The organism is Clostridium omnivorum (assembly GCF_026012015.1).
GTDB lineage: Bacteria > Bacillota > Clostridia > Clostridiales > Clostridiaceae > Clostridium_AX > Clostridium_AX omnivorum.
On record NZ_BRXR01000001.1, the window covers coordinates 1,525,703 to 1,547,986 of the forward strand.

Genomic DNA, 22,284 nt, shown 5'->3' on the forward strand with positions numbered 1-22,284 from the left:
TATAATGTTTTTTTTTACACAATACAAATTAATTTTATCATAAACTTAGTTTATTTCAACCACACTTGTAAACTTTTCCAATAATTCCTTTAAATTTGAAATCAGCTCCTCCTTCTTTATGGTATCAATCTTGTATAGAAGCAAAGGCTTTATATCATTTTTAAAAGCCATTTTTCTATTATAATTTTTTATTATATAGTCTACCAGCTTTTTATCAAAACTATCCTTAGATTCAAATGTAAATATAATTTCATTACCTTTTTCCTTTATTTCCTCAATTCCAATTGCTCTTCCTAAACTCCTTATATAGGAAATATTCATAAGATTATACACCGATTGAGGAATATCTGAATATCTATCTTCAATTTCCTCAATAACATCCATCATATCGTCATAAGAGCCTATTGCAGCTATTTTCTTGTATATTTCTATCTTTTGAACCTCATCGCTAATATAGTCAGCTGGAATATAAGCATCAACTTTTATTTCTACAGTAGTTTCTATTGGTTCCTTTTCAATGTCACCTCTTATTAATCTGACGGTGTCCTCTAACATTCTGCAATATAGATCATATCCTATAGCAGCCATATGTCCGTGCTGTGCAGAGCCCATCATATTTCCTGCTCCTCTAATCTCCAAGTCCTTCATTGCGATTTTAAAGCCTGAACCAAGCTCTGTAAACTCCTTTATTGCCTTAAGTCTCTTTTCAGCAACTTCAGTTAACACTTTATCCTTTTTATAAGTTAAATAGGCATATGCTATTCTATTAGAACGGCCTACTCTTCCACGAAGCTGATAAAGCTGAGATAATCCCATTTTATCTGCATCACATATTATTATTGTATTAACATTAGGTATGTCCATTCCAGTTTCTATAATTGTTGTACAGAGCAATATATCGTAATTATGCTTCATATAATCCACTACTACAGTTTCTAATTCTCTTTCTGTCATTTGGCCATGAGCTATTGCTATTCTTGACTCTGGAACCAATTTTGAAAGATAAGCTGCCATATCCTTTATGGATTCTACTCGGTTATAAACAAAATAAATTTGCCCGCCCCGATTTAGTTCCCTCATAATAGCATCCCTAATTAATTGATCATTAAACTCTACAACATAAGTCTGTATAGGATACCTTTCCTCTGGAGGAGTTTCAATTACACTTATATCCCTTACCCCTACTAATGACATGTGTAAGGTTCTAGGAATCGGCGTAGCAGTTAATGTAAGTACATCTACATTTTTCTTAAACTCTTTTATTTTTTCTTTGTGAGTTACGCCAAATCGCTGTTCTTCATCTATTATTAAAAGTCCTAAATCTTTAAACTGTAAGTCCTTTTGCAGAATTCTATGAGTGCCTATTAAAATATCTACATTGCCTTCTTTTAAGGCCTTCAAGGTTGCTTTTTGCTGTGCTGAAGTCCTGAATCTGCTTATCATATCTATTTTTACAGGAAAATCTGAGAATCTCTGCATCATGTTATTATAATGCTGTTCTGCTAAAATTGTTGTAGGTACCAAAAGGGCAACCTGTTTGCCATCCATTACAGCTTTAAATGCAGCTCTTATAGCAACTTCAGTCTTTCCATAGCCTACATCGCCACAAAGAAGTCTATCCATAGGCTTATAAGATTCCATATCTTTCTTTATTTCTTCTATTGCACTAAGCTGATCTGGTGTTTCCTCATAAGGAAACTCTTCTTCAAATTGTTTTTGCCATACAGTATCCTTATTAAATTTATGGCCTCTAAGGGTTGCTCTTGCAGCATAGAGTTTCATTAAATCCTCAGCAATATCTGCTATTGACTTTTTAACTTTACTCTTAGCTTTTGCCCATTCATTTCCGCCTAGCTTACTTACCTTTGGTTCTTTACCTTCAGTACCTATATATTTTTGAACCAAATCTAATTGATCTACAGGAACATAAAGCTTATCACCTGAAGCATAGCTTAGCTCAAGATAATCCTTTTTATGTCCATCTAGCTCCAGCTGCCTTACTCCTTTAAATACCCCTATACCGTGATTTGTGTGAACCACATAATCACCTGGCTTTAATTCAGTAAAGCTTTTAATTTTCCCTACACCCTTTTTAGGTGTTTTATTTATTTTTCTCTTGGATTCACCAAATACTTCCTTATCTGAAATTACACATAACCTTAAATCCGGATATTCAAAACCTTTGAGCTGATTTCCAAAGGTTATTGCAACCTGACCATTTTGTAAATCATTTAGCACATCACTATAAATACTTTCAATTCCCCTATCCTTTAGGGTGCTGACCAATCTTTCACCCCTTGGCCTTGTACCTGAAAGTATTATAGTTCTAAAACCTCTAGCCTTTTTATCCTTAATATCTTCAATAAGCAAATCTAGTTGTCCATGATAGTTATGCAATGTAATTTGCGAAAAGGACACTATTGACCTTGGAGGCAATACCGCATTGGACTTAGGTATCATAGTTAAAGTTAAAACATCACTTAAACTAAGTCTCTCCATTATTACTTCCTTTTCAATTAAAAGCTTTCCTTGTTTAGGAAGTATATTTCCCCTTTGCAGGAAGCCTTTATAATTTTCTTCAAATTCAAAATAAACGCTATCCAGTTTACCTTTACATCTTTGAGCATCATCTATTATTATAAATGCATCAGCCATGTAGTCTAAAAAGCTGGAGGTTGTTTTGTAAAAGTACGGAAGAAAACTATCTATAGTTTCAAAGGTCCAATTATTTTTTAAAGACTCTAGGTTTGTATTTATAGCAGCTGTTATTCTATCAATGGTTTCTTTATCTTTTTTTCTGTTAAGACCATCCAATACAGATTTTAAATCTTTTTCAATATCTGAAATGGCATTTTCCATGCTTTCCTTATTAAAAATCATTTCTTTTGCAGGAAATATTTCTACAAATTTAACCTTCTCTATGCTTCTTTGAGATTCAGTATTAAAACTTCTTACAGAATCAACTTCATCACCAAAAAGCTCTATTCTGTAGGGCACAGCAGAATAAGGGGGATATATATCCATTATTCCTCCTCTTATAGAAAACTGTCCCTTACTTTCAACTATATCAATTCTTTCATATCCACAATGAACTAATTTTTCACTCAAATCATCAAGGTTTATGGTATCTCCAAGTTTAAATTTAAAAGTATACTTCCTATATAGCTCCGGTGGAATATAAGTAGAAGCCAAAGCTTCTATAGATGCTACAACAATCTTTTTCCCTGGCTGCATCATCTCTTTTATTACCTTTAGTCTTTCCCATCTTAAATCTCCTGATATGGCATCTACATTATAGAAAACCACTTCTTTTGTAGGAAAGTAGTATACATTAGGATAATAAAAGGATAAATCCTCGTATAGGTTCTTAGCCTCAACATCACTATGAGTAAACACCATAAAAGGCTTGTCTAACTCTTCAAACACTCCATTTATAAGATAACTTCTAGCAGACTCAGATAGTCCATAAACTCCCACTGGAAATTTATTTCCTTCTATAGCATCCATTATTGTTTTAAATTCTCGGCTTTCTTTCAAAGGCTTCATTAAACCATTTAGCCTCATTGTAACACCTCTCAAACTGCCTGTTTCATTATAACTTGAAACCATTATACTTATTCATAGCCTCTGTTATTCCGTCTTTTATAATAGATTCAACTGCTTCAATACAATGTGGAAAAAGCTGTTCTAAATTTTCTCTATCTTCTTTAGAAAACCTGCTTAACACATGGGAAACTAGATTATCCTTAGGCTGTCCTACTCCTACTTTAATCCTTGGAAATACATCAGAACCTAGATGTAATATTATATTTTTAATCCCATTATGACCACCAGCACTTCCCTGTGGTCTTATTCGCATTCTTCCTACCGTAAGACTTATATCATCATAGAGAACTATAATATTTTCCTTAGGAATCTTATAAAAACTAGCTGCTTCACTAACACTCTCTCCACTTAAATTCATGTAAGTAGATGGTTTTAAAAGAAGTACCTTTTCACCAGCTATGCTGCCTTCTCCGCAAGTCCCTTTAAATTTTATCCTATTCACACTAATATTATACTTTTCAGACATTAAATCTATAATATCAAATCCTACATTATGTCTTGTATGTTTATACTCAGTTCCCGGATTACCCAATCCAACTATTAAAAACATTGCTACCACTTCTCCTGTATTACAATTATTCCTATAATCATATTATATGATACCCTAAAAAAGCAAAATAATAAAGAGACTTTGAAAGTCTCTTTACACTAATGTTAGCTACATTATTGCCTTTCAGAAAGAGTAACATCAAAACTTAAAACTTTTCCTTCTCTCAATACTTTGCATGTAATAGTATCTCCTGCCTTATGCTTCCAAAGTACTTCCTGAAGCTGTTCATAAGTTTCAATCTTGGTCTTGTCAAGCTCTATAATTATATCTGTCGGTTTTATTCCAGCAGTTTCTCCTCCAAGTCCACCAGTTACTTCCTGAACATACACACCTTTAACCCCATTATTCTCTTGAGGAACCGCAGTAAATCCAACTATACCTAAAACAGCATTGGGTCCTACCTTCTGCTTATCACTAGGTTTTGCTCCATTCATAATCTTTTGAATTACATTCTTCGCTTCATTAATAGATATAGCAAAACCCATTCCCTCAGCATTCACATTTCCACCAATTTTTAAGCTGTTTATTCCAATTATTTCTCCTGCCTCATTACATAGAGCTCCTCCGCTATTTCCTGGGTTAATGGCTGCATCTGTTTGAAGCACCTTATAGGTGGTAACTCTGCCTTTATTATCCTTAATCTGAAGTTTCCTATTTGTAGCACTTATTATACCTGCAGTTACACTTCCAGCAAACTCATCTCCTAAAGGGTTTCCTATGGCTACTGCCACATCTCCCGCCTTAACTTTAGAAGAATCTCCAAACTTAGCTACTGGGAAATTTTCACCTTCAATTTTTATTACAGCTAGATCAGAACTTGCGTCTGCGCCTACAAATTTAGCTTGAAGCGGCTTACTTCCATTGGGAAGCTTTATATACACCTTATCAGCACCTTGAATTACATGATAATTAGTTACTATATACCCTGACTTATCAAAGATAATTCCTGAACCGCTATCTTGATTTACATCCCCAAAAAAACCTTCTACAGTATTGTTCACACCAACCACTGTTGGCCCAACAGTTTCAGCCACCATAGTAATTGAGTTTTTAGGCAATTTTGCAGTTTGTGTATACCCATTTTTCTGTTCCAAGAGAGATTGATTAGCCTGATTAGTTTGAGTATATGGAGAAGGTGATGAAGAATACTTTTTATCTACAATAATTGCCGAGGTCACCCCACCAGATACCGCAGCTACTAAAATAAATGCTATTCCCTTAAAAAAACCCTTTATCCTAGGCTTTCTATTATCTTTTCTAAATTTAATTTCTCCGCAATTAGTAATCTGCTCCCATGGAACGTCCTTTATCTCTTTGTATCCATCATTCTCCATAAAATTCCCTCCTGAATCCTTCTTTATATTGGATTGTAAAGCTAACTTAATTCAAAACACTTCATAGGTGGTCAATAACTGTAAAGCGCTAAGTCTTTCACTACAATATCATTATAATAAAGGATTTTTACATAACTGTGAACAAACTGTTATATATTAATTACATTTGATCATTTAACTCTTTTCAAAGTGAAGGTAAAAATAACCCCTTCTCCTTCTCTATTTTCAACCCATATATCTTCCCCTAGCTGAGTCAAAATATTTCTAGCAATTGGTAGTCCTAGTCCCGTACTCATTTTTGCAGTTCTAGACTTATCCGCTTTATAAAATCTATCCCAAATATGCGATATATCTTCCTTAGAGATTAAAGGTCCATCATTAAAGACAGTTACTAATACCTTATCTCCCTTAGTCTTTGTACATATTTTGATATTTCCGCCTTCGCTTACATACTTAATTGCATTATCAACTAAGTTTGTAAGTACCTGAACAAGTCTATCCCTATCTCCAGCAATATATAAATTATCTTCAGCAAAACACACATCAACTTTTAAGCCCTTGGCCTTAATTTTTGTTTCAAACTTTATAACTGTTATCCTTATAAGTTCATTAATATCCAATTCCTCTATTCTTAATCTAAACTGACCTGCTTCTATTGCTGAAAGATCTAGCAAATCGTTTACAAGCCTAGTTAGTCTCTGAATTTCCTCATAAGCTATAGATAAATAATAATTTTCCTTTTCTTTAGGTATAACTCCATCTAATATTCCTCCAATAAAGCCTTTAATTGATGTAATAGGCGAACGTATTTCATGTGATACATTAGAAATAAATTCTCTTCTATGATTCTCCACTTTTTCAATATTATCTGCCATTGAATTAAAAGATTCAGCAAGCTCTCCTATTTCATCATTCGAAATAATTTCTACCCTTTTTTCTACCTCACCTTTTGAAATCTTCTTAGCTACTGAATTTATTTTAGCTAAAGGAGCAAGAATGATTTTCTCAGAAAAGTGATAAATGATGATTGATGATACAATTATAGCTAAAAGAGCGGAAAACCATATAATCCTATATACATTTTTTAGTGGCTCCTTTAATTGACTTAGCGGAGTTATCATTATTACCGAGCCAATAAAGCTTCTATCTTCTATTACTGGCATTATATAAATATGAGATGGTGTGGATAGTATATTCTCGTAAGTCCCTTTAATCTCCACTGATTGTTTTAATCTAAGCGTATCAAGATCACGTTGAAAAACTTGTTTTCCAATGAGCTGCTGATGATTTTTATTGGATACCTGATTAATGAACCCATTATTGTCCGTAATCCATATGTCAGCATTGGAGCTAGTACTTAATATATATAATATTTTTTCCCAATCTCTTTCAGTTACGTTATTATCTTGAGTCACAAATTTGTCTACTGCATAAGGCTTAATAAGCTCAGCATTAGATTCAAGCTGGTTCTTTCTTTGTTGAAAATAATAATTCTGAAACCAAAGGGAAAGAACGGTAGCTATTATAAAAAAGCTTAATGCTACAATTATGGTATAAGCAGCTACCATCTTAGAAAAAATTCCTTTTTTCATTTACTTCACCTCAAACTTATAACCAACGCCCCACACAGTTTCTATCTGCCAATTTATTCCTCCAGGCAGCTTTTCTCTTAACCTTTTAACATGAACATCCACAGTTCTTGAATCTCCTGGGTAATCATATCCCCAAACTTCACATAAAAGTTGTTCTCTAGTGAACACTCTATTTTTATTATTTGCCAGATAATGAAGTAATTCAAATTCCTTAGGCGGCATTTTAATTTCTTGTCCATTGTATATTACGTTATAAGAATTTACATCAATAACCAAATCCTCAAAGCTTAATACTTCTTTATTAATAGAATCTACATTATATCTTCTAAGTACTGCCTTTGCCCTCGCCAAAAGTTCCTTTGGTTCAAAAGGCTTTACTATATAGTCATCTGCGCCAAGTTCAAGTCCAAGCACTTTATCAAAGGTTTCACCTTTTGCTGTAAGCATTATAACTGGAGTTTCATGTTCTCTTCTAATCCACTTAAGAACATCTATCCCATCTATATGAGGAAGCATTATATCCAGTATTACCAAATCAGGCTTATATTCTAAAAACATCTCCTGGGCAGCTCTGCCGTCATAACATACTCTTGTGGAGTATCCGGCACTGTCCATGTACATTTTTATAACCTCACATATATTTTCATCATCATCTACAATAAGAACCTTTCCAATTGAGCCTTCCATAAATAATCCTCCTATTGTTTCTTTTAATATAGAGTAATTATAATTTAACACACTTTTGTATACTTAATAATAGTATACTTAAAAAAGTTACAAATAATTTACTAATAAAAAAACATATCACCACATTAAACTATGTAGTGATATGCTTATATAGCTTATATTCTATTCTTCAAATAATTTGCTTACAGAAACATCCTCGTATATTCTTCTTATAGCTTCTGCAAATACTGGAGCCACTGATAGAATATTTATCTTTTCAAGATTCTTTTCTTCTGGAAGCTTAATTGTATTTAATACAGTAAGTTCTTTAATAGCACAATTTTCTAGTTTATCTATTGCAGGTCCTGAAAGTACAGAGTGGGTACAACAAGCATAAACTTCTTTGGCCCCCATATCTCTCAATACATTAGCTGCATTTGCAATTGTTCCTGCAGTATCTATCATATCGTCAACCAATATAACTGTTTTGTTTTGAACATCACCAATTACATTCATGATTTCTGATACATTTGCCTTTGGTCTTCTCTTGTCAATAATAGCTATTGGCGCATGAAGTTTATCAGCAAATTTTCTAGCTCTAGTAACACTTCCAAGATCAGGTGAAACAACCACTACATCATCTCTGTCTTTAAAGCCTTTTTCTATATAATACTTTGCAAGAATTGGAGCTCCTAATAAATGGTCAAGTGGTATATCAAAATACCCTTGAATTTGTGCAGCATGCAAGTCCATTGTTAAAACCCTGTCTGCACCTGCAGCAGTTATAAGGTCAGCTACAAGCTTAGCTGTAATTGGATCTCTAGCCTTTGCCTTTCTATCTTGTCTAGCATAACCATAGTAAGGTATAACAGCTGTAATTCTTCCTGCTGAAGCCCTCTTAAATGCATCAATCATTATTAAAAGTTCCATTAGATTGTCATTTACTGGAGCATTAGTAGATTGCACTACAAATACATCTGTTCCTCTTACAGTTTCATTGATATTAACAGATATTTCTCCGTCACTAAATGTTGCAACATTTGAGTTTCCTAGTGGTACACCTAACATATCAGCTATTTGCTGAGCTAACTCTGGATGTGAATTCCCTGTGAAAATCTTGATACTTTTGCCATGGGTTATCATCGGTTGACCTCCTTTTTTTCGATAAGACCGTAATTTACATTATCGCGCCTCATAATCGTACATGTTTTTTATTTTTAAAATTTCTATTTCTTAAGTCCCTTTTTCTCTACCCAACCCTCAATGTTGGTTTGTCTTTCTCTTGCTATCGCAAGCGCTCCTTCCGGAACCTCTTCTGTTATTGTTGATCCTGCTGCTGTATATGCATTATCATTAACTTTTACAGGTGATACCAAGTTAGTATTGCAGCCAATAAAAACATTATCTCCTATAATAGTCTTATGCTTTTTCTTACCATCATAATTTACTACTACAGTTCCGCAGCCAAAATTGCAAGCACTGCCTACTTCTGCATCTCCTATATATGTTAAATGTGATACCTTTGTATTATCACCAATACTTGATTTTTTTATCTCAACAAAGTCCCCTATTCTTGCATTCTTACCAATAGTACTCTCTGGTCTTATGTATGCATAAGGCCCTACGGTAGTATTCTCACCAATATGACTTTCTAAAATCACTGAACTTTGAATATGAACACCACTTTCAATAGTACTATCTGTAATTCTTGAATTAGGATATAACATACAATTTTCTTTAATTACTGTTTTACCTTCTATAACATTACCAGGATATATTATAGTATCCTGTCCAATTTCTACATCACTACCTATATAAGTAGTATCTGGATCTATTATTGTAACTCCATTTTCCATATGCTTTTTATTAATTCTTTGTCTAAGAATCTTTTCAACTGCTGCAAGCTCTACTCTTGAATTGACCCCAATAGTTTCCTCAAACTCAGTAACCATTGCTCCTACCTTTGCACCTTCACTCTTTAAGATCCCTATTACATCAGTCAGGTAGTATTCTCCTTGAGCATTATTATTAGTCAGCTTGCTAAGTGAGAGTAAAAGGCTTTCTATATCGAAGCAATACATTCCTGCATTAATTTCCTTTACTGCAGCTTCCTCAGAATTACAATCCTTTGCCTCAACAATTTTTTCTACTTCATTATTTTCATTTCTTATTACTCTTCCATAAGCTCCTGGATTTTCAATAACAGAAGTGAGTATTGTAGCTTTGAAAGAACCTTCTTCATGAAACTTCAAAAGATTTTTTACAGTTTCTTCTTTAATAAGAGGTGCATCCCCTGTAAAAATAGCTACTATACCTTTTTTGCCTTTTAGAAAGTCACTAGCACACATAACAGCATGTCCTGTGCCCAATTGTTTATCTTGAAGTGAGTAGGATACATTTTTAATTTCAGTAGCAGCTTTAACCTTTTCTGCTCCTCGTCCCACTATCACATTGACTTCTTCCATTTCAGCTTTTCTCATTATGTCTATGACGTGGTTTACCATTTCCTTACCACAGACCTTATGCAGCACCTTAGGAGTTTCAGATTTCATTCTCTTTCCTTCACCTGCTGCTAATATTGTAGCACATTTATACATTATACCCCTCCTGTTTACATATTTATAGAGAATATTTTATAAATATAACATATTTGTATTGTTCTAATTTATATATTAACACCACACACTGTAGTATTTTCAATATATTCCAACAAAACAATATAGTATAAACTATTTGATAATTTGTATAACATATTGTTACACAAAACACCCTCTATATTATATTTTATATATCGCCTTTTTTCAACCTTAGTAAACATTAAAAAATATTTTGAATAAACCTCCAAAAAAATAAAACCTTTTTTAGAGGTTTCTACAAAAAAATAAAAAGGAGCTTAAACTCCTCTTTATTATTCTTCCGCTACTGTGGCTTCATCATTTTTTACTTTTTCGTATTCATCCAAAATAGCACTTTGAATTCTTTCCCTGGTTTGGGTATTTATTGGGTGAGCTATGTCTTTGAATTCTCCGTCTGGAGTCTTCCTGCTTGGCATAGCGATAAAAAGTCCATTTTGTCCTTCAATAACCTTTATGTCATGAACAACAAATTCATTGTCAAAAGTTACTGAAACAATAGCCTTCATTTTACCCTCAGCAGCAACTTTTCTAATTCTAACATCAGTAATTTGCATAATATCCCACCTCCACGATGCTTATACAATATAATTCTGCATTTTTTATAATATTCCTTCTAATTTTTCAAAATATTTATTAATTTTTTGAATTTTTTATTTTTTGAAGGCATTTGACGGCTGAACTATTGCTGCTCCATTATCATCGAGTCCGCTATACTCTACTATAGATATATACTCCGGCACCAACTTTTCTGTAGTTTCAATATCTTCAATTAGTACACCTATACTAAGAAGTTCACTGTCAAACTCTTTTAAAAGATTAATAATGCCAAGTGCAGTACCACCAGCCTTCATAAAGTCATCTATAAAAACACATTTACTTCCTTTTTTAATTGACTTTCTTGAAAGTGACATGGTTTGAATTCGTTTTGTAGAACCAGTAACATAATTTAAACTTACTGTGGTTCCTTCAGTAACCTTATTATCCCTTCTTACTATAACAAGCTGCACACCAAGATTTTTTGCAACTTCAAAAGCAAGTGGAATTCCCTTTGTTTCAACAGTAACAACATAATCTACTTCTAAGTTATTAAATTTAGAAGCTAATATAACCCCTGCCTTTCTTATAATTTGGGGATTATACATTATGTCTGTCATATATATATAATTGCCTGGTATTATCCTATCCTTTTCCTTTAAAACATTACATAGTTCCATAGCAAAACTTTTGCTTTCGTCTTCTGAGATTCCACAAGTATATCTTACCCCACCTGATGCTCCAGCAACAGTATCCACTTTTCCAACAGAAAGCCTTGCTATAGTTTCTCTTACTATAATCAAATCTTCACTAATAGTTGACTTGGCTGCATTAAAAAGCTCTGTAAAAGTATTTAAAGTTATTACCTTGTTAGGATTCTCAAGTAATATTTTTGTAATAGCTGAAACCCTTTGATTTCTACTGAATTTATCCATTTTATCACCTATATTCTTATCGTTAACATTTTTTTACGAATTATACACAAAAAAATTCTTATATTATTCATATTTTATTCCATTTCCATATTATAATCAATAAAAATATTCCTTTAAATGTGTTGATTTTCTTTATTTTTGTATATAATGGTATAATGAAGTGTTTTTAAGGAGTTGGTTTCATTGTCATTTGATTTTATAAAAGATAAAAATACTAAGGTACATTTTATAGGCATAGGCGGAATAAGTATGAGCGGCCTTGCAGAAATACTATTAGAAAATGGTTACAAAGTTTCAGGTTCAGATAGGAAAGCATCAAATATAACTGATAAACTTTCAAGGCAGGGCGCTGAAATTTTCATAGGTCATGACGCTGATAATATCAAAGATACAAATTTAGTAGTTTATACTGCAGCTATATCAGAGGATAATCCTGAGCTCATTCGTGCTAAAGAATTATCTCTTCCGTTAATGGATAGAGCCGAGTTCCTTGGTGATATTATGAAAGGTCATAAGTATAATGTTGCGGTGTCAGGAACCCATGGCAAAACTACAACTACTTCTATGATCTCGCATATAATTATGAAAGCTAATCTAGATCCAACAATTTTAGTTGGAGGCGAACTAGATTTAATTGATGGTAATGTTCGTACTGGAAAAAGCGAATATTTTATTACTGAGGCCTGCGAATATAAGGCATCATTTTTAAAATTCTTTCCTTATATAGGGGTTATCTTAAACATTGAAGCAGATCATTTAGATTTTTACAGAGACATATATCATATAAAGGATACTTTTATAGAATTTACAAAGCTCATACCAAAAGATGGCTACTTGGTTGCTTCAGCTGAAGATAAGGTATTAAAAGAAGTAATCCCTCATGCTAATTGTAATGTAATAACTTATGGCATAGAAGAAGGCTTTATTAGAGCCAAGAACATAACCTATAACGATAGAGGATGTGCGAGCTTTGAAGCTTATAAAGGAGAAGAAAAGTTATTTGACGTTCATATGAATGTACCAGGAAGACATAATGTTCTCAACGCACTTGCCAGCGTATCAACAGCTTTATGCCTTAACATTGATGATAAATTTATATCAGAAGGCTTAGAGGGCTTCTATGGAACTCATAGACGTTTCGAAATTAAAGGTACAAGGAATGGTGTTACTGTAGTGGATGACTATGCACACCATCCAACTGAGATAAAGGCTTGCCTAGGAGCTGCAAAGAACTATCCTCACAAAAGGATTTTCTGTGTTCATCAACCTCATACTTACACAAGAACTATAACTTTATTTGATGATTTTGCAAATTCCTTCTTTGATGCAGATGAGATTATCTTAGCAGATATATATGCAGCAAGAGAAAAATTTAGCAGTAAGGTAAGTTCTGATATGCTTGGTGATGCCATACGTGATAAAGGACTTCCCTGTAAGAACTTCCACAGCTTTGAAGAAATTGTAGCCTATCTTGAAACTAGGCTAGAAGAAGGGGATATGTTAATAACTGTTGGAGCTGGAGATGTATATAAAATTGGTGAAATGTATTTAGCTAATAAATAATGTTATATTTTTTATTGTATAAATGAAGACCGCTATTTAAGCGGTCTTCATTTATATTCATCAATAATTAGCACACATACTGATGAAATATCTATGAAAATCTAAGTTATTAGTTAACTCTGGGTGAAAAGAGGTTACTAGAATATTATCTTCTCTAGCTGCCACGATATTGTCATTAACTTTATGAATAATATTTACCTCGTTTCCTGTGGACATAATATATGGAGCCCTAATGAAAACCAATGGAATTTCTTTATTGCTTACTTGCCCAATAACTTCGTTAGTTACAAAGCTGTCAAGCTGACTCCCATAGGCATTTCTTTTTACTTTAATATTCATTAACCCAAGATAGGACTCTCTTTCACCTTCTATTTCCTTTGCCAGCAGTATCATACCCGCACAAGTTCCATAGGTTGGCATACCCATTAATATACTTTCCCTAAGCTCTTCAATCATCCCTCTTTCTCTTAACAGCTTACCCATAGTGGTACTCTCACCACCTGGAAGAATGATCCCCTGAAGAGTCTTTAATTGCTCAGCATTTTTTACCTCAACTACTTCTACATCAAGAGCTTTTAAATGCTTTATATGTTCAATAACACCACCTTGAAGTGCCAACACCCCTATCCTCACGTTACCAGCCTCTCTCTGCATATCTATTACTAAGTTCTCTTACATCAAGGCCGTTCATAGGCTCTCCTAAATCCTCAGAAATTTCTGCAAGCACTTTAGCATCATTATAATAAGTTGTAGCAAGTACTATAGCCTTAGCTCTCTTCTCTGGATTTGCAGATTTAAATATTCCTGAGCCTACAAATACCCCTTCTGAACCAAGCTGCATCATAAGTGCTGCATCTGCTGGTGTTGCAATTCCCCCGGCTGCAAAATTTACCACAGGAAGTTTCCCCTCTTTCCAAACATACTTAACTAAATCGAAAGGTGCTGACATATCTTTTGCTATAGTCATAAGCTCTTGCTCAGGTGCATTCTTAATCTTTCTTATTTCTTCTACGATACATCTCATATGTCTTACAGCTTCAACTACGTTACCAGTTCCAGCTTCTCCTTTAGTTCTTATCATTGAAGCACCTTCTCCAATTCTTCTTAGTGCCTCTCCAAGATTTTTAGCTCCACATACAAATGGTATTTTAAAGTCCCTTTTGTTTATATGATAAGCCTCATCTGCAGGAGTTAATACTTCGCTCTCATCAATATAATCAATCCCTAGAGCTTCAAGAATTTGAGCCTCTACAAAATGTCCTATCCTAACCTTTGCCATAACAGGTATAGAAACTGCAGCCTTTATCTCCTTTATCATCATAGGATCTGACATTCTAGCAACTCCCCCCTGCTTTCTTATATCAGAAGGAACTCTCTCTAGTGCCATAACTGCACAAGCTCCAGCTTTTTCAGCTATTTCTGCCTCTCTCGGATTTACTACATCCATAATAACGCCGCCCTTTAGCATTTGGGCTAAATTTTTGTTTAATTCATATCTCTCCATAAAAATACCCCCTAAACCTTTTTCCAAATTATTCAACAAAATCATTATACAACCGTTAATTGGTTTTTCAAAATGTATCCATACACTTTAACACAGTGAACTATCCTTATATTTTCTAATTTGCTATGACATTTCATAAAGGCATAAAAAACCATTACTTTGAAAGTAATGGTTTTAATGTTATCCTTTATGCTTTTTACTTATACTTCTTACTTCTTACTCTTTACTTATTTACAAACTCCGGCTTATAACTGGGATATTCTTTAGCCAGCCTTTCTTTAAAGTACTGTTCATATGCCGCCTTAGCCACAGATGCAATATCTCCTCCGTGACCTCCGTCAAAAACAACAACTGAGACAGCTATTTCTGGATTATTGTAAGGAGCAAAGCTTATGTACACACCATAAGAGGTTCTACCTATTTTTTCTTGACCTTCTTTGTAGGTTGCTGAACCAGTTTTTCCACCAGTTTCTATAGGAAAGTTACTAAACACACTAGATGCTGTACCTTCTTCACTAACGGCTCTCATGCCCGATCTCACTGCTTCAACAGTGGAAGGCTTGAGATTTAACTTTTCAACTACTTCAGGTTTAGTTTTTTCAACTATATTTCCACTAGGATCCTTTATTTCATCTACCAGATGAAGTTTATACCTGGTGCCTCCATTAGCCAAGGTTGCAGCATAATTTGCTAGCTGTAGAGGGGTAAATGTGCTAATGCTCTGCCCTATAGCAGCATCGTATATATTTTCTGGAGTTGTAGCTTCTGTATGTCCATCAAATACTGCTATAGCCTGAATTTCATTGGCTATTGCACCTATTTCAGTTTTTGATACCTTTATATCTTTATATTTCGAATCTTCGCTTACAAGCTGAGAAATTAGATTTTTACAATTATCCATAGAAAAAGTACCTGCCTTAACAGCCTCTTTTACTATTTTCTCCAATTCATCTTTAATCTTTCGTGTTCCCTCAGTGTCATTATCACTGCTATACAAATCAATCGGGGTAAATCTACTATTATATCTAGCTCCTTTTCCTGATTTTAAAGTGCTTTGAATGGCCCACCAGGTACTATTGGCAAATCTTTCTTTTATAGACCAAGTGTTAAATACCTGCCCAAAGTTTTCTCCTATTTCTATTCCCGTTGATTTCATTGAATTAGCATTTGGTTTTGCACCTAGCCCAAGCTTATAGGCATATTCAGAAAGTATATCGTCATTGTACTGCTCTCTTAATCGCTGTGCTACAGTCATAAAATATGGGTTACTGGATAGAGCCAGTGCACTTTTTAAATTTACAGGTCCATTTACTATACCTTGAAAATCTATAGGTTTAATCTTTCCATCTGAAAAAACGCCTTTATCCTGTATTATTTCGCCTGTATTTATAACACCAGTTTCTAGTCCAGCAACTGCTGTTACAGGTTTAAATGTGGAGCCTGGAGGTACAAGAGAATAAGCAGCATAATTGTAGAGTGGTTTAGGAAGTATATCATCTGGGTCATATCTCAAATTTGTGTCTTTGTAAATAGGAAAAATACTATTTAGTTTGTCTTTATCATACCCCATTTTTGAAGCGTAGCCCTCAAAATCAGGAGTAAAATATTTTTTGTATTGTTCAGTACTCAAACCCTTAACAAAATCATTAGGATCAAACCCAGGTCTGCTTACCATAGCAAGTATTGCACCAGTATTTACGTCAACAACAACTGCAGCACCTCTAGTAGCATTTGTTGTATCAACATCATTCTTTCTTCCTCTAGCTTGGAGGTCCTTCATTGCCTTATCCATGGCACTTTCCAAAACCCTTTGCATTTCAATATCAAGAGTAAGCTTTATATCATTTCCAGGGTGTGATTCCCTCTCCCCTAGTTCCTCTAGAACTCTTCCATATTTATTTAATTTTACTATTTTTCCGCCTTTTGAACCTTTAAGAATATTTTCATATGCCTTTTCTATCCCTGAAACACCGATATAATCAGCATTAACATCATATCCTTTTTCCTCATATTTATCTTTATCATAGGAATTAATTTTAGAGATATAGCCCACTACCGCCGCCGCAGTTTCTCCCTCTGGATACTTTCTTACTGGCTGCAAAGTTATATCTATTCCTGGTAAATCATTTAACCTTTGTGAAATTATAAAAGCAGTATCTTTACTTATATTAAAAGCTATAGTTATAGGTTTGTATCCTGAATAATATTGCAATTTTAGTGCATCCTTTACTAACATATATTTTCTTTGCAAATTCAGGTCATAGCTTAATTTATCCACCCCACACTTTAATGTTAGTTCCTCTAATACTTTTTTATACTCCTTAGAATCTTTTTTTGCTTCAACATATCTATTGAGCAAATCCTTGATATCAGAAGCAGAAGAAAGCTTATACTTTTTTACTAAACCTTCAATACACTGATTAGGATTTAGTTTATACAGTGAAAGCTCATTAATGAAACAATCCTTTGGAGTTAAATCATAAAAATCTACTAGATACTCAAAAGTTTCCTTTGGTGTATATTTAAAAAGCTGTTCATCAATTTTTTCCTCTTCTTCATCTGAATACTTTTCCTTTTCTTCTAGTACTCCCTTATCAACAAGCTCCTTTTTAGCTAGTCCATTCATTCCCCTATCTCTTTTAAAAAGCCTCTCCACCTTTTTCTTTTCATCATCATCCTCAGCTTTAAACTCAAATCTATAATCATTTATCTTTAATGGAAATTCATCTTTCAGTCCTTCGCCGTTTTCATCAAGTATTTTAAACACTGAGTTCATTGTATCAAAAAACTTTAATTTACTCTCATTAGTCTCTGTGTATATAAGATTATAGCTTTGATAATTTGCTGCCAGTTCCACATTGTTTTTGTCAACAATTTTCCCCCTAGTAGCATAGTCAGGTATTTCAATTTTAGCACGATTATTTACAGCATCCTTATAATAATCCGCCTTTACCACTTGTAAATAAGCTAGTCTTCCTGCCAGCAGGGTAAAAATAAAAACTATTGTAATTATTAGCGAAATATGCCTGCTCCCTTTTTTTCTAACTTTCTTCATAACATCTCACCCTTTTATCTCATAATCCTATATATTAAAATGTTGCCCAATTTCAATGCATTATATAAATTCACCCTGACATTTTCTATATAGTCCACCTCTAACCTTTATGTTCAGGTCATTTATGTATCACATTCAAATATTTGGCATATATATAATATCACTTACAGTTATATTTTTCCATACAATACCTATGAAATATTTAAATTGTATGCATATCGTCATTATTAAGAATATTTTTTCGAAATTTGTACAAAACTTTTTGTTGACAGAAACTTCTAATAGGCGTATCCTTAAATGGAAGTAATTAATAAATTATCAAAATAATTAAAGGAGGTAGGAAAATGTTAAACAGAAATTTATCTATGATTAATTTAGCAGCGTCATTTAACTTTACAAGTGCGAATGGCATCTCTATGCCCAAAAACATTTTTGATAGCCCTGCCTCTAAATCGGTACTTTTACCGTGATTAGAAACCTATTTCATTAATAGTGAATTATAGGTCATGGGCTACCAAGTCCATGGCCTTTTTATATGCTTTTAATAGGTATTTCTATATACTAAAGCATGTACACTGACCATGGAAAAACCATGGTTTTTTTATTTGCAAAAATCTATGTTATAGCTCAATAAGTATGTTAGAAGCTTAAGCCGGCATACCTTTTAATTCTTATTGTAGCCTACACATTTTTAATTTTTTCTTAGGCAGTATTCATGGAGTTAGCTCTAAAATTTAGTTTCTGTCTAGAAGGGGGGAATTTTTTTGAAGCGCATTTTTAAATATGTATGGAAGTACAAACTATTAGTAATAATACCTTCTATTGCAATGGCAATAGCAATCTTTTTAGATAATTTTAATCCATACCTTCAAAAGTTAATCACAGACAAGGTTTTTATTGGTAATGAATATAATATGCTGTGGCCACTACTTTGGGGATTTATAGGAATAACTTTAGGAAAAGCTGTATTTGGCTATGTTAAAGAATATCTCTTTGATGTGCTTTCTACAAAGATAAGTATAGATATAAAAAAGGATTTATTTGATCACATACAAAGCTTACCTTTTAACTATTTTGACAGTATGAATACTGGAGAACTTATGTCAAGAATAGGGGAAGATGTAGATAATGTTTGGAGAAGTATATCCTTTGGAATGAGATTATTTGTTGAAAATGCTATTTACTTTATAACAGCAACTGTTCTATTGTTCTTATTAAACTGGAAGCTCACAATTGTATGCGTTTTAGCAATGCCTCCAATTGCTTATTTGGCTCTTAGTTTTGAAAAGAAAATAGGAGAATCCTATGATAAGCTTAGTGACCAGGGGGTTATCTTGAATACAGCAGCACAAGAGAATATTGCAGGAGTTAGACTTGTTAAAGCCTTTGCTAGGGAAAAGCATGAAATTTTAAAATTCCTACAACTTAACAAGGATAATTTCAATTTAAGCATGGAGCAAAATAGGATTATAGCAAACTACTTTCCTCCAATAGAGTTTTTATCTAATATATCTATAGTATTTCTAGTTGTTCTAGGTGGATATTTTGTAATGGGCGGGTCAATGACAATAGGTACCTTAGTTGCCTTCAGCGGTTATATATGGAATCTTATATGGCCAATGAGAATGCTTGGCTGGCTTACAAATCTTCTAGCTCAAACTAATGCCTCAGCTAAAAAGATAATGAAAATAATGGATATCGAACCTGCAATTAAAGATACTGATGATTCTTATAGACTAAGCAATATAAATGGGGATATTGAATTTAAAGATGTTTCCTTTAAATATAACGAAGATTATGTATTAAAAAATGTAAACCTTAAGGTTAAAGCAGGAAGTACTGTAGCTATTATGGGAACTACAGGTTCAGGTAAATCATCCTTAATAAACCTCATAGGAAGATATTATGATGTTTCCGAGGGCGCTATATATATCGATGGTTATGATGTAAAAGAAATTTGTCTAAAGGATTTAAGAAGCAGAATGGCAATAGTTCCTCAAGATACTTTCTTATTCTCTGAGAGTATTGAAGAAAATATTCGCTTTGGTAAAAATGATGCAGACTTTGATGAGATTAGGGAAGCTTGCAGGCTTGCCTGTGCTGACGATTTTATAGAAGAGTTAGATCAAAAGTATGACACTGTAATTGGTGAAAGAGGTATAGGCTTATCTGGTGGTCAAAAGCAAAGATTATCCATAGCTAGAGCTCTTATAAACGATTCAAGAATTTTAATTCTTGATGATGCTACTTCAGCTCTTGATATGGAAACAGAATATAGACTTCTAAAAAATCTAAATGAAAAGAAGAGTAAAGCAACTACCTTTATAATAGCTCATAGAATTTCAGCAGTAAAAAATGCCGACCAAATTATATATGTTGATAAGGGCCATATTATAGAAAGAGGTACACATGACGAGCTAATTGCTAAAAAAGGAAAGTATTATGAAGTTTACTCAGAACAATTTAAAGATTTTGAGGACGTAGAAACTGTAGAAGGCGAGGTGGGATAATGGCTAAAAATACAGTTAAACAAGATGAAGATTTAAAAAAAGTTTCCAATACTGAAATTACAAAAAGACTGTTCAGCTATTTAAAATCCTATAAATTAAAAGTATTCATAGTAGTATTACTTTTAATTTTTGTAATGGTAGTAAATATAATAAACCCATATTTATTAAAAGTAGCCATTGACGTTAATATAAAAAATAATAATGTAAGTGGTCTTTTAATTATTGGAGCTGCCATGATTATACTAAACTTTATAGCTATGATAGCTTCCAGAATAAGAATTATAAAGATGGCTTCTATTACTAACGACATTCTTTTAAAAATAAGACACGATTTATATACTCACATTCAAAAGTTATCTTTTTCCTTCTTTGATAACAGGCCTGTAGGTAAAATACTTGCTAGGGTAATAGGAGATGTTAACTCTCTTCAAGAGTTATTCAATAACAGTGTAACTAACTTTATTCCTCAAATTTTAACTGTTATTTGTGTTGGAGCTATGATGTTTTACTTGAACTTCAAGTTAGCACTTGCTTCAATCATCTTACTTCCTATTCTAGCCTTTTGTATGTTCTCTATAGAGACCTTCTCAAGAAAAAGATGGCAGAATTATAGAAAAAAACGTTCAACCTTTAATGCTTATACTCATGAAGATTTTTCTGGGATAAGAGTAGTTCAGGCTTTTGCTAATGAAGAAAAAACTTCAAAAACCTTTTTAAAACTGGTAAAAGATATGATGGACGGATTCATTAGTGCAGTAAGGCTTAACGACCTGTTTTGGCCTTTAGTAGATACTTCTTGGGGACTCGGCATGGTTATAGTATATTGGTACAGTGCTAAGTTAATGGGTTCTCATAGTATTACTATAGGTACAATAATTGCATTCACTATGTATATAGGCATGTTCTGGAGACCAATCCTTGAAATAAGCAACTTTTACAACACCTTAGTAATGAACTTTGCCGCAGCTGAAAGAATATTTGAAATAATGGATATTGAACCAGATATTATAGATATTCAAAATGCGGTAAAAATGCCTAAAATTAAGGGAACTGTAGAGTTTAAGAATGTAACCTTTGGTTATGAAGATGCTGTAGTTCTCAATAATGTAAGTTTTAAAATAAATCCTGGTGAGACCATAGCTTTAGTAGGTCCTACAGGTGCAGGAAAGACCACTATTGTAAATCTAATAAGCAGATTCTATGATGCAAATGAAGGGGAAGTGCTCATTGACGGTAAAAATGTTAAGAACGTGGATTTAGAATCTCTTCGAAGTCAAATGGGAATAATGCTTCAAGATACTTTCTTGTTCTCTACAACTATTAAGGAGAATATTAGATATGGTAAACTTGATGCCACTGACGAAGAAGTAATAGCTGCTGCTAAAGCAGTAAATGCCCATGAATTTATAATGAATCTTGAAAACGGATATGATACAGAGGTAAATGAAAGAGGTTCAAGACTTTCAGTAGGTCAAAGGCAGCTGATTTCCTTTGCAAGAGCTCTTCTTGCTAATCCAAGAATATTGATTCTTGATGAAGCTACTTCAAATATAGACACCTTTACTGAAAAACTTGTACAAAAGGGCATCCAAAAATTACTTCATGGCAGAACTTCTTTTGTAATAGCTCATAGACTTTCTACCATAAGGGACTGCGATAAGATAATGGTTGTAGATGATGGTCAAATAGTTGAAGCTGGTACTCATGATGAACTTATGAAGCTTGGCGGACTGTACAATAATCTGTATATGTCTCAATACAAGTTCTTAAGCGAAGGGGCATAATAGTCTCACAGTTAA

General features: G+C 33.4%; 15 protein-coding genes. 3 read left to right on the top strand and 12 right to left on the bottom strand.

The genetic code is table 11. The annotated features are described in order from the left end of the window. Window positions 1-45: 45 nt before the first annotated feature. The 9 genes from mfd to purR all read right to left on the bottom strand — a co-directional run bounded on the left by mfd (window position 46) and on the right by purR (window position 11,853). Window positions 46-3,564, bottom strand: a complete 3,519-nt coding sequence (gene mfd / locus bsdE14_RS07040) for a transcription-repair coupling factor (protein ID WP_264849227.1) — start codon at window positions 3,562-3,564, stop codon at window positions 46-48. 28 nt (window positions 3,565-3,592) lie between these two features. Then, window positions 3,593-4,156 (bottom strand): aminoacyl-tRNA hydrolase, encoded by a 564-nt coding sequence (pth, locus tag bsdE14_RS07045; RefSeq protein WP_264849228.1) that lies wholly within the window; start codon window positions 4,154-4,156, stop codon window positions 3,593-3,595. 113 nt (window positions 4,157-4,269) lie between these two features. Next, a complete protein-coding gene (locus bsdE14_RS07050) occupies window positions 4,270-5,490 on the bottom strand; it encodes a S1C family serine protease (protein WP_264849229.1) in 1,221 nt (406 codons plus the stop codon). 170 nt (window positions 5,491-5,660) lie between these two features. Beyond that, on the bottom strand, window positions 5,661-7,082 hold the full coding sequence (locus tag bsdE14_RS07055; RefSeq protein ID WP_264849230.1) for a sensor histidine kinase: 1,422 nt from the start codon (window positions 7,080-7,082) through the stop codon (window positions 5,661-5,663). Beyond that, window positions 7,083-7,769: a response regulator gene (locus tag bsdE14_RS07060; RefSeq protein ID WP_264849231.1), complete on the bottom strand. Its 687-nt coding sequence runs from the start codon at window positions 7,767-7,769 to the stop codon at window positions 7,083-7,085. A gap of 162 nt (window positions 7,770-7,931) precedes the next feature. After that, window positions 7,932-8,891 carry a ribose-phosphate diphosphokinase gene (locus bsdE14_RS07065; protein ID WP_264849232.1) on the bottom strand — a complete coding sequence of 320 codons (960 nt, stop codon included), beginning with the start codon at window positions 8,889-8,891 and terminating at the stop codon, window positions 7,932-7,934. A gap of 83 nt (window positions 8,892-8,974) precedes the next feature. Continuing rightward, window positions 8,975-10,345 (bottom strand): bifunctional UDP-N-acetylglucosamine diphosphorylase/glucosamine-1-phosphate N-acetyltransferase GlmU, encoded by a 1,371-nt coding sequence (gene glmU / locus bsdE14_RS07070; RefSeq protein WP_264849233.1) that lies wholly within the window; start codon window positions 10,343-10,345, stop codon window positions 8,975-8,977. Window positions 10,346-10,656: 311 nt separating this feature from the next. Further along, on the bottom strand, window positions 10,657-10,938 hold the full coding sequence (spoVG, locus tag bsdE14_RS07075; protein WP_264849234.1) for a septation regulator SpoVG: 282 nt from the start codon (window positions 10,936-10,938) through the stop codon (window positions 10,657-10,659). A gap of 96 nt (window positions 10,939-11,034) precedes the next feature. Beyond that, entirely contained in the window at window positions 11,035-11,853 is an 819-nt protein-coding gene (gene purR, locus bsdE14_RS07080; RefSeq protein WP_264849235.1) for a pur operon repressor, read from the bottom strand. Between the two features lie 183 nt (window positions 11,854-12,036). On the opposite strand from purR, the gene murC reads away from it, so the two are divergent. Continuing rightward, complete coding sequence (gene murC / locus bsdE14_RS07085; RefSeq protein WP_264849236.1) at window positions 12,037-13,416, top strand: UDP-N-acetylmuramate--L-alanine ligase; 1,380 nt, start codon at window positions 12,037-12,039, stop codon at window positions 13,414-13,416. 60 nt (window positions 13,417-13,476) lie between these two features. Here the strand turns inward: murC and pdxT are convergent, their stop codons facing one another. From pdxT to bsdE14_RS07100, 3 genes are all read right to left on the bottom strand, one after another. Next, window positions 13,477-14,049: a pyridoxal 5'-phosphate synthase glutaminase subunit PdxT gene (gene pdxT, locus bsdE14_RS07090; RefSeq protein ID WP_264852235.1), complete on the bottom strand. Its 573-nt coding sequence runs from the start codon at window positions 14,047-14,049 to the stop codon at window positions 13,477-13,479. A gap of 1 nt (window position 14,050) precedes the next feature. Continuing rightward, the gene (gene pdxS, locus bsdE14_RS07095) at window positions 14,051-14,920 is read right to left on the bottom strand and encodes a pyridoxal 5'-phosphate synthase lyase subunit PdxS (RefSeq protein WP_264849237.1); all 870 of its coding nucleotides are present in this window, start codon (window positions 14,918-14,920) and stop codon (window positions 14,051-14,053) included. Window positions 14,921-15,143: 223 nt separating this feature from the next. Continuing rightward, window positions 15,144-17,975 (bottom strand): penicillin-binding transpeptidase domain-containing protein, encoded by a 2,832-nt coding sequence (locus bsdE14_RS07100; RefSeq protein WP_264849238.1) that lies wholly within the window; start codon window positions 17,973-17,975, stop codon window positions 15,144-15,146. A gap of 764 nt (window positions 17,976-18,739) precedes the next feature. On the opposite strand from bsdE14_RS07100, the gene bsdE14_RS07105 reads away from it, so the two are divergent. After that, on the top strand, window positions 18,740-20,485 hold the full coding sequence (locus bsdE14_RS07105) for an ABC transporter ATP-binding protein (protein ID WP_264849239.1): 1,746 nt from the start codon (window positions 18,740-18,742) through the stop codon (window positions 20,483-20,485). Then, a complete protein-coding gene (locus bsdE14_RS07110) occupies window positions 20,485-22,269 on the top strand; it encodes an ABC transporter ATP-binding protein (RefSeq protein WP_264849240.1) in 1,785 nt (594 codons plus the stop codon). The genes bsdE14_RS07105 and bsdE14_RS07110 overlap by 1 nt, the downstream gene beginning before the upstream one ends. Window positions 22,270-22,284 lie beyond the last annotated feature (15 nt).

Excerpts from the sequence above, each read along its gene's own strand:
- bsdE14_RS07060 (WP_264849231.1), bottom strand. The coding sequence starts at position 7,769 with ATGGAAGGCTCAATTGGAAAGGTTCTTATTGTAGATGATGATGAAAAT.
- bsdE14_RS07055 (WP_264849230.1), bottom strand. The coding sequence starts at position 7,082 with ATGAAAAAAGGAATTTTTTCTAAGATGGTAGCTGCTTATACCATAATT.
- glmU (WP_264849233.1), bottom strand. The coding sequence starts at position 10,345 with ATGTATAAATGTGCTACAATATTAGCAGCAGGTGAAGGAAAGAGAATG.
- mfd (WP_264849227.1), bottom strand. The coding sequence starts at position 3,564 with ATGAGGCTAAATGGTTTAATGAAGCCTTTGAAAGAAAGCCGAGAATTT.
- purR (WP_264849235.1), bottom strand. The coding sequence starts at position 11,853 with ATGGATAAATTCAGTAGAAATCAAAGGGTTTCAGCTATTACAAAAATA.
- bsdE14_RS07110 (WP_264849240.1), top strand. The coding sequence starts at position 20,485 with ATGGCTAAAAATACAGTTAAACAAGATGAAGATTTAAAAAAAGTTTCC.
- bsdE14_RS07065 (WP_264849232.1), bottom strand. The coding sequence starts at position 8,891 with ATGATAACCCATGGCAAAAGTATCAAGATTTTCACAGGGAATTCACAT.
- pdxS (WP_264849237.1), bottom strand. The coding sequence starts at position 14,920 with ATGGAGAGATATGAATTAAACAAAAATTTAGCCCAAATGCTAAAGGGC.
- pth (WP_264849228.1), bottom strand. The coding sequence starts at position 4,156 with ATGTTTTTAATAGTTGGATTGGGTAATCCGGGAACTGAGTATAAACAT.
- bsdE14_RS07050 (WP_264849229.1), bottom strand. The coding sequence starts at position 5,490 with ATGGAGAATGATGGATACAAAGAGATAAAGGACGTTCCATGGGAGCAG.
- spoVG (WP_264849234.1), bottom strand. The coding sequence starts at position 10,938 with ATGCAAATTACTGATGTTAGAATTAGAAAAGTTGCTGCTGAGGGTAAA.
- bsdE14_RS07100 (WP_264849238.1), bottom strand. The coding sequence starts at position 17,975 with ATGAAGAAAGTTAGAAAAAAAGGGAGCAGGCATATTTCGCTAATAATT.